The sequence below is a fragment of the Ottowia sp. genome, assembly GCF_047975795.1.
Lineage (GTDB): Bacteria > Pseudomonadota > Gammaproteobacteria > Burkholderiales > Burkholderiaceae_C > Ottowia.
Map to the genome: position 1 here is coordinate 1 of NZ_JBKEEE010000077.1, position 8,153 is coordinate 8,153.

The following is an 8,153-nucleotide window of genomic DNA, read 5'->3' on the forward strand; positions in this document are numbered from 1 at the left end:
AACGTCTCAGCGTGAGGGGTGTGGGATGCGGATCGGGATGCGCTGCAAGGCGCAAACCGCAGCGATACCTGGCGGTATCGCGAGGATTTGCAACGCAGCAGACCGCCCGGGGCCGCGCCCATACACCCGTGCAGAGACTTTGAACACGCTCTAAAAGCGTTGCCACGCGACCCCGTGTGCAATGTGGTGGTTTTTTGGCGGATCGCAGTTGTCATATAAAAAACGCTTGCGGTGGATGGTGAAGCCTGAAAGCAGTGTGACCGTCAATACGGTCTTAAAGTGTTCTCTTCTAAGGAAATAAAAATCATGTCCTTGCCCACGAAACTGACTTTCTGGAACACCGTCCGTTACAGCACACTGGCGCTGTGCGTGCTGGGGCTGGTGCTGAGCCTGTTCACGCTGATCGGGTTTGGCCGAGGGCTGCTGGCGCTGCTGGTGTTTGGCGCATTGGTTGGCGTAGGGGTGTACGACCTGGTGCAGCAAAAACACGCCATCTTGCGCAATTACCCAGTGCTGGGGCATTTGCGGTTTTTGCTGGAGTTTGTGCGGCCCGAAATTCGCCAGTATTTTGTCGAAAGCGACACCGAGCAACAGCCGTTTTCGCGCGCACAGCGTTCGGTGGTGTACCAGCGCGCCAAGGCCGAGCCTGACCAGCGTCCGTTTGGCACGCAACTGGATGTGGGCGCAGAAGGTTATGAGTGGATCAACCATTCACTGCAACCCACCCGGTTGCCGTCGCACGATTTTCGACTGTGGATTGGCGGACAACCGGGGCAACCCCTGCCGGGCGCGCAGCCTTGCACGCAGCCGTACCACGCCAGCGTGTTCAACATATCGGCCATGAGTTTTGGCGCGCTGTCGGCCAATGCGGTGCTGGCGCTCAACCTGGGCGCGCGCATGGGCGGGTTCGCGCACGATACGGGCGAAGGGTCGATTTCGCAGTACCACCGCGAGCACGGCGGCGACTTGATTTGGGAAATTGGCTCGGGCTACTTTGGTTGCCGCAATGACGACGGCACGTTCAACGCCGAGCGCTTTGCCGAGCAGGCGCGCGATCCACAGGTGAAGATGGTGGAGATCAAACTCAGCCAGGGAGCCAAGCCGGGCCACGGCGGCATGTTGCCCGCTGCCAAAGTCACGCCCGAGATTGCCGCCGCACGCGGTATACCGCAGGGCAAGGACTGCATCTCGCCGGCCGGGCATAGCGCGTTTTCCACCCCGGTGCAATTGCTGCAATTTGTGGCCCGTCTGCGCGACCTGTCGGGCGGCAAGCCCACAGGATTCAAGCTGTGCATTGGCCACCCGTGGGAGTGGTTTGCCATTGCCAAAGCCATGGTCGAGACCGACATCACGCCCGACTTCATCGTGGTGGACGGTGCCGAAGGCGGCACCGGTGCCGCACCGGTGGAGTTTGCCGACCACGTGGGCGTGCCGCTGCAAGAGGGCTTGCGCATGGTGCACAACACACTGCGCGGCGTGGGCCTGCGCGAGCGGGTAAAGATTGGCTGTGCGGGCAAAGTAATCACCGCATTCGACATCGTGCGCATGCTGGCGCTGGGGGCCGACTGGTGCAACTCAGCCCGTGGCTTCATGATGGCCGTGGGTTGCCTGCAAGCGCAGACCTGCCACACCGGCCATTGCCCCACGGGCGTGACCACGCAAGACCCCGTGCGCCAACGCGCTCTGGTGCCCGCCGATAAGGCACCACGCGTGGCGCAGTTTCATAAAAACACGCTGCATGCCCTGCAAGAGCTGTTGCAGGCGGCGGGCCTGACAGAAACCGATGAAGTCACCGCACACCACATCGTGCGCCGCATCGACGACGCTGAGGTGCGCCTGCTGTCCACGCTGATGCCGCTGCTGCCCGAGCGTGCCATTTTGGATGACCTGGACGGCCTGCCCACGGTGTATCGGCTGTTCTGGCCGCTGGCGTCGGCGCACAGCTTTCAGCCCGTGCACCTGCCGCCCGCCATCGACACTGCCAACCGCGATCACTACCGCGCGCACGGTGGTGATGCGGGTGGCGGCGGTGGCGCGGATACCAAGGTGGTGAGATCAGGGTACGACGTGGTCGCCTGAGCGACGCGCAGGGGTAAAACCCTATCGAATGGCTGCATGCGTGCTCCTATAATGATTGCCTTCACAAGCAGTCACCGGACAACACATAACGCATGAGCGGCGAATTCATTTTGCAAACACAGGGCCTCGTCAAGGAATTCAAAGGCTTTGTGGCGGTTAATGACGTTAACTTGAATATCCGCCGGGGCAGCATCCACGCCCTGATTGGTCCCAACGGCGCGGGTAAGACCACCTGCTTCAACCTGCTGACCAAGTTTTTGGAGCCAACCCGAGGCCAAATCCTGCTGGACGGCCACGACATCACGCGCGAAAAACCGGCGCAGATTGCGCGCCGTGGCGTAGTGCGTTCATTTCAGATTTCTTCTACTTTTCCGCACATGACAGTGCTTGAAAACGTGCGCGTGGCCTTGCAGCAGCAACTGGGCACCGCCTTCAGCTTCTGGAAGCCCGAGCGCACGCTGAACCAGCTCAACAGCCGCTGCATGGAGCTGCTTGAACACGTGGGGTTGGGCGAGTTTGCGTCCCTGGAAGCGGTCGAGCTGCCCTATGGCCGCAAGCGCGCGCTGGAGATCGCCACCACGCTGGCGATGGAGCCCAAGCTGATGCTGTTGGACGAACCCACCCAAGGCATGGGCCACGAGGATGTAGACATGGTCACCCAGCTCATCAAGCGCGTGGCCGAAAACCGCACCGTGCTGATGGTGGAGCACAACATGGGCGTGGTGGGCCGCATTGCCGACAGCATCACCGTGCTGCAATTTGGCCAGGTGATTGCCGAAGGGTCATACGACGAGGTGTCGCGCAACCCCCAGGTGCTGGAAGCGTACATGGGCAGCGCCGAAGAAGCTTTGCAGGGCGCGCATTGAATATGGCGAGCCCCCCCCCTGAGTTGCCTGCGGCACCTTTCCCCCTCTTGCTGCGCGAGGGGGATAACGCCACTGCGCGTTGTGAAAATCTGATATGAGCACTACCCCCGCCATCCGCATTCAGGACTTGCACACTTGGTATGGTGAATCGCACATCCTGCACGGCATTCACATCGACGTGCAGCCGGGCGAAGTGGTGACTTTGCTGGGGCGCAATGGTGCCGGGCGTACCACCGCGCTGCGCGCCATCATGGGGCTGACGGGCAAGCGCACGGGTTCAATCCAGATCAATGGCGTTGAAACCATCCAGATGCCACCGCACCACATTGCGCGCCTGGGTCTGGGCTATTGCCCCGAAGAGCGCGGCATCATGACCTCGCTGACCTGTCAGGAAAACCTGATGCTGCCGCCCAAGGTAGCCGATGGTGGCATGGGCGTGGACGAAATCTACGACATGTTCCCCAACCTGAAAACGCGCCGCAATAGCCCCGGCGGACGCCTGTCGGGTGGCGAGCAGCAGATGCTGGCGGTAGCGCGCATTTTGCGCACAGGTGCCAAGGTGCTGTTGCTGGACGAAATCTCGGAAGGTTTGGCCCCGGTGATCGTGCAGGCGCTGGCACGCATGATCCGTGAGCTGCGCGCACGGGGCTTCACGGTGCTGATGGTGGAGCAGAACTTTCGCTTTGCTGCGCCGCTGGCCGATCGCTTTTACATCGTCGAGCGCGGCCTGATCGTGCGCGAATTCACCGCCGCAGAGTTGCAAGGCAACATGGACATGTTGCACGAATACCTGGGTGTCTGATTTTTTTGGCAGTCCACTTCTATAAAGGAGACCTTTCATGAAACGCAAACTGTTGACATCCTTGTTGGGCGCTGCGGGCCTGTTGTCGGCCAGCATGGCTGGTGCGCAGGTGTCGGGCAACGTCATCAAGATCGGCGTGCTGAACGACCAGTCGGGCCTGTACGCCGATCTGGGCGGGCCTGGCTCGGTGGTGGCGGCCAAGCTGGCGGTTGAAGATTTTCTGAAGACCAGCAAAACCAAGCCCAAGATTGAGGTCATTTCGGCCGACCACCAGAACAAGCCCGACGTCGGCTCCAGCGTGGCACGCAAGTGGTACGACTCGGAAGGCGTGGACGTGATCGTTGACGTGCCTACATCTTCGGTGGCGCTGGCCGTCAACGAAGTGGCGCGCGAGAAAGGCAAAGCGTTTCTGGATTCAGGCGCGGCCTCGTCTGACCTGACCGGCAAAGCCTGTTCGCCCACCACCGTGCACTGGCCGTACGACACCTGGATGCTGGCCAACGGCACCGGCAGCGCGGTGGTTAAAAGCGGTGGCGATACGTGGTACTTCCTGACCGCCGACTACGCCTTTGGCCATGCGCTGGAGCGCGACACCAGCGAGGTCGTCAAGGCCGCAGGCGGCAAGATCGTGGGCGGCGTCAAGGTGCCGCTGAACACGCAGGATTTCTCCTCTTTCTTGCTGCAAGCGCAGGCATCCAAGGCCAAGATCGTCGGCCTGGCCAATGCCGGTGGCGACACCATCAACTCGATCAAGCAGGCGTCTGAATTTGGCATCGTGGCCAGCGGCCAAAAATTGGCGGGCCTGTTGGTGTTCCTGTCGGACGTGCACGGCCTGGGCCTTCAACGTGCGCAGGGCTTACAAATCACCACGCCGTTTTACTGGGACTTGAACGACGGCACACGCGCCTGGACCAAGCGCTTTGCAGCAGCCAATAGCGGCAAATACCCGACCATGGTGCATGCAGGGGTTTACGCCGAGACTCTGCACTACCTGAAGGCCGTGGAAGCGGCTGGCTCGGACGATGGCCTGAAAGCCGTCAGCAAGATGAAGGAGCTGCCCACCGATGATCCGCTGTTTGGCAAAGGCCAGGTTCGTGTGGATGGCCGTAAAGTGCATCCGGTCTATCTGGTCGAGGTTAAGAAGCCCAGCGAGTCCAAAGGCCCTTACGACTACTACAAGGTGCTGCAAACCATCCCGGCAGACAAGGCATTTCGTCCGCTGAAGGATGGCGGCTGCCCGCTGGTGAAGTAATCATCCGTCACCGATTCGCCATCTGACGAGACGCAAAGGGCGCACCAAGCATGTTCGACATACCGATCCAGGCCCTGATGGGGCAGTTGCTCATCGGGCTGATCAACGGGTCGTTCTACGCCCTGCTCTCGCTCGGGTTGGCGGTCATTTTTGGCCTGCTCAACATCATCAACTTTGCCCATGGTGCCCAGTACATGCTGGGCGCTTTTGGGGCTTATCTGCTGTTCAACAAACTGGGGCTGAATTACTGGTGGGCGCTCATCGTCGTGCCGCTGCTGGTGGGGGCCACCGGTGTGCTGATCGAACGCACGATGCTCAAGCCGCTGTACAAGCTGGACCATTTGTACGGCCTGCTGCTGACGTTTGGCCTGGCGCTGATCATTCAGGGCATTTTCCGCAACGAATATGGCTCCACCGGCCTGCCTTACGCCATGCCTGAGGCACTGCAAGGCGGGCAGAACCTGGGCTTTATGTTCTTGCCCAACTACCGCGGCTGGGTCATCGTTGCCTCACTGCTGGTGTGCGTGAGCACCTGGTTCGTGATTGAGCGCACCAAGCTCGGCGGTTACCTGCGTGCGGCCACCGAGAATCCTCAACTGGTGCAAGCCTTTGGCATCAACGTGCCGCGCATGATCACACTGACCTACGGCTTTGGCGTAGCGCTGGCCGCGCTGGCTGGCGTGATGGCGGCACCGATTTACCAAGTCAGCCCGCAAATGGGGGCGGATCTGATCATCGTGGTGTTCGCGGTGGTGGTGATTGGCGGCATGGGATCGATCATGGGGGCCATCGTGACCGGCTTTGGTCTGGGTCTGGTCGAAGGGCTGACCAAGGTGTTTTACCCCGAGGCATCGTCCACGGTCATTTTCATCATCATGACCATCGTCCTGCTGATTCGCCCGGCTGGCCTGTTCGGGACTCAAAAATAAGCCATGAACACTGCATCCATTTCTGCCGCTGAATCGTCTGCGCAGGCCAACACCTCAGAAAAAAATACGCGCACGCACCAGATCGCGTTTGCCATCATGGCGACCGTGCTGGTGCTGGCCCCGCTGCTGGGCGTCTACCCCGTGTTCTTGATGAAGGTGATGTGCTTTGCGCTGTTTGCATGCGCCTTCAATCTGCTGCTGGGCTTTGGCGGCCTGCTGTCGTTCGGGCATGCCATGTTTTTGGGCGGTGCCGGCTATGTGTCGGCCCACGCTGCCAAGGTCTGGGGTTTGACGCCTGAGCTGTCCATTGTTGCTGCCACGCTGTGCGCTGCCGCACTGGGCTGGGTGGTGGGCTTGCTGGCCATTCGCAGGCAGGGTATTTATTTCGCCATGATCACGCTGGCGCTGGCGCAGATGATCTTCTTTTTCAGCCTGCAAGCGCCTTTCACGGGCGGCGAAGACGGCATTCAGGCCGTGCCGCGCGGCAAGCTGCTGGGCCTGCTGGATTTGTCCGTACCCATGAACATGTACGGCCTGGTGCTGGTGGTGTTTCTGGGCGGATTCTTGCTGATTTATCGCATCGTGCATTCGCCGTTTGGGCAGGTGTTAAAAGCCATCCGCGAGAACGAGCCGCGCGCCATCTCGCTGGGCTACGACGCCGACAAATTCAAACACCGCGCCTTCGTGCTGTCAGCTGCACTGGCGGGTTTGGCTGGTGCCACCAAGGCCATCGTGTTCCAACTGGCTTCGCTGACCGACGTGCACTGGAGCATGTCGGGCGAGGTGGTGTTGATGACGCTGGTGGGCGGCATGGGCACCATTTTTGGCCCTGTGGTGGGCGCGGCGGTCATCGTCACCATGCAAAACTATCTGGCGCAGCTGGGTGCCTGGGTGACGGTGGTGCAAGGCGTCATCTTCGTTTTGTGTGTCTTGCTGTTTCGCCGTGGCATCGTGGGCGAAATTGGGCATCTGCTGAAAAAATCACTGTAAAGCGGGAAACCGCAGTACGCGGACGCGTGATTAGGCTTCGCCTGCCCAAGCATCTGGCTTAAAACCGCCAGTCGGCAGTCACCGCATCGCCCACACGCAGCATGTGGCCCTGGCCGTTGACGATCACGGCGTTCATGCCAAAGGTGATCGCGCCATTCAGCGTCGCATTGGCGCGGTAGGTGCTGAGAGTGTCCAGCACCTCGGGGCTGCTCTGCCCTGTAGCCGGGTCGATGTTGGGGATGGGGCAGCGGCTGCACGGTTTGCAGGGGCGCAGCACCACCGCACCTTCGATAGTGGCAATACGCAGCTCGGCCAATCGGTCTTCATCTTGCGCTTGCAGGCCATCCAGCACGATGTTGGGGCGAAAACGTGCCATGTCCACCGCAGCGTGGCCTGCGGCCTGCAATTTGGCGTTCAACTCGTCCAGCGAAGCCTGACTGACCACCAGCAGCGGAAAGCCGTCTACAAACTCCACCGGGGCAGCGACATCACCCGTCCATTTTTGGTCGGCCAGGCGCTGGGTATCGGGGTCAAAGCGCACCAGCCGCAAGCCGGGGCGGCCCAGAAAATCGCTGAGCCACTGCGCCGCCACATGGCCCATGTCCCAGGCGGGCACTTCGTCGCGCCATACCGTGGCGCGGGTGGGCGTTTCCACCCTGTCCACGTCCAGGTGCAGCGCCAGCATGCCGGGAGCGCGCAACACCACTTCAGTGGCTTTGATCTGGGGCGCAATCAGCGCCATGCGGGGCAGTTCGCGCTGCGTGACAAAGCAGCCGGTGTCGTCCACCACCATCCAGGCGCGATCAAGATCCAGCCCGGTGTCCATCAATCGCACCTCGGACAACGCCACGCCCGCGCAGGACTTGACCGGGTGAACGAACAGGTGTGCCACGCGCGCGCGCAGGTCGGCAGAAGGTGAAATCGTCACAGCGGCGACCAAGACATGAAGAAGGTATGAATAAAGCCAAGTGCCCCGCCCGGAGCCATCAAATCATAGCGGCAAGGAAGCACCTGTGATGCCAGACCAGGCACTTCATGCCCCATTGTCGACAGGCCACTACATTGAGTTAAAAAGCATGACGATAGTGATTGATTACTTTTAAAAATAAAGATTTAGGGAAGGTCTGCACAACCCCCGCTGCAGGGCGAGGTGACGCGTGAATGTTCACATGGCGAAACGAGCGTTGAATTTCTCATCGTTTTGCGCTGTTTTTGGTTCGCTTGACCCTGATTTT

General features: G+C 60.6%; 7 protein-coding genes. 6 read left to right on the forward strand and 1 reads right to left on the reverse strand.

The window, feature by feature from the left end; all coding sequences use genetic code 11:
- The first annotated feature begins 306 nt into the window (after positions 1-306).
- The 6 genes from ACK5NW_RS11450 to ACK5NW_RS11475 all read left to right on the forward strand — a co-directional run bounded on the left by ACK5NW_RS11450 (position 307) and on the right by ACK5NW_RS11475 (position 6,918).
- Positions 307-2,079: an FMN-binding glutamate synthase family protein gene (locus ACK5NW_RS11450; RefSeq protein ID WP_416928132.1), complete on the forward strand. Its 1,773-nt coding sequence runs from the start codon at positions 307-309 to the stop codon at positions 2,077-2,079.
- A 92-nt stretch (positions 2,080-2,171) separates the two neighbouring features.
- The gene (locus ACK5NW_RS11455) at positions 2,172-2,945 is read left to right on the forward strand and encodes an ABC transporter ATP-binding protein (protein WP_416928134.1); all 774 of its coding nucleotides are present in this window, start codon (positions 2,172-2,174) and stop codon (positions 2,943-2,945) included.
- Between the two features lie 94 nt (positions 2,946-3,039).
- Positions 3,040-3,747 (forward strand): ABC transporter ATP-binding protein, encoded by a 708-nt coding sequence (locus tag ACK5NW_RS11460; RefSeq protein WP_416928136.1) that lies wholly within the window; start codon positions 3,040-3,042, stop codon positions 3,745-3,747.
- A gap of 37 nt (positions 3,748-3,784) precedes the next feature.
- A complete protein-coding gene (locus ACK5NW_RS11465) occupies positions 3,785-4,999 on the forward strand; it encodes an ABC transporter substrate-binding protein (RefSeq protein WP_416928137.1) in 1,215 nt (404 codons plus the stop codon).
- Positions 5,000-5,049: 50 nt separating this feature from the next.
- Positions 5,050-5,928 (forward strand): branched-chain amino acid ABC transporter permease, encoded by an 879-nt coding sequence (locus tag ACK5NW_RS11470; protein ID WP_416928139.1) that lies wholly within the window; start codon positions 5,050-5,052, stop codon positions 5,926-5,928.
- Between the two features lie 3 nt (positions 5,929-5,931).
- The gene (locus tag ACK5NW_RS11475; protein ID WP_416928141.1) at positions 5,932-6,918 is read left to right on the forward strand and encodes a branched-chain amino acid ABC transporter permease; all 987 of its coding nucleotides are present in this window, start codon (positions 5,932-5,934) and stop codon (positions 6,916-6,918) included.
- Positions 6,919-6,976: 58 nt separating this feature from the next.
- Here the strand turns inward: ACK5NW_RS11475 and ACK5NW_RS11480 are convergent, their stop codons facing one another.
- Positions 6,977-7,846, reverse strand: a complete 870-nt coding sequence (locus tag ACK5NW_RS11480) for an MOSC domain-containing protein (protein ID WP_416928143.1) — start codon at positions 7,844-7,846, stop codon at positions 6,977-6,979.
- Between the last annotated feature and the right edge of the window lie 307 nt (positions 7,847-8,153).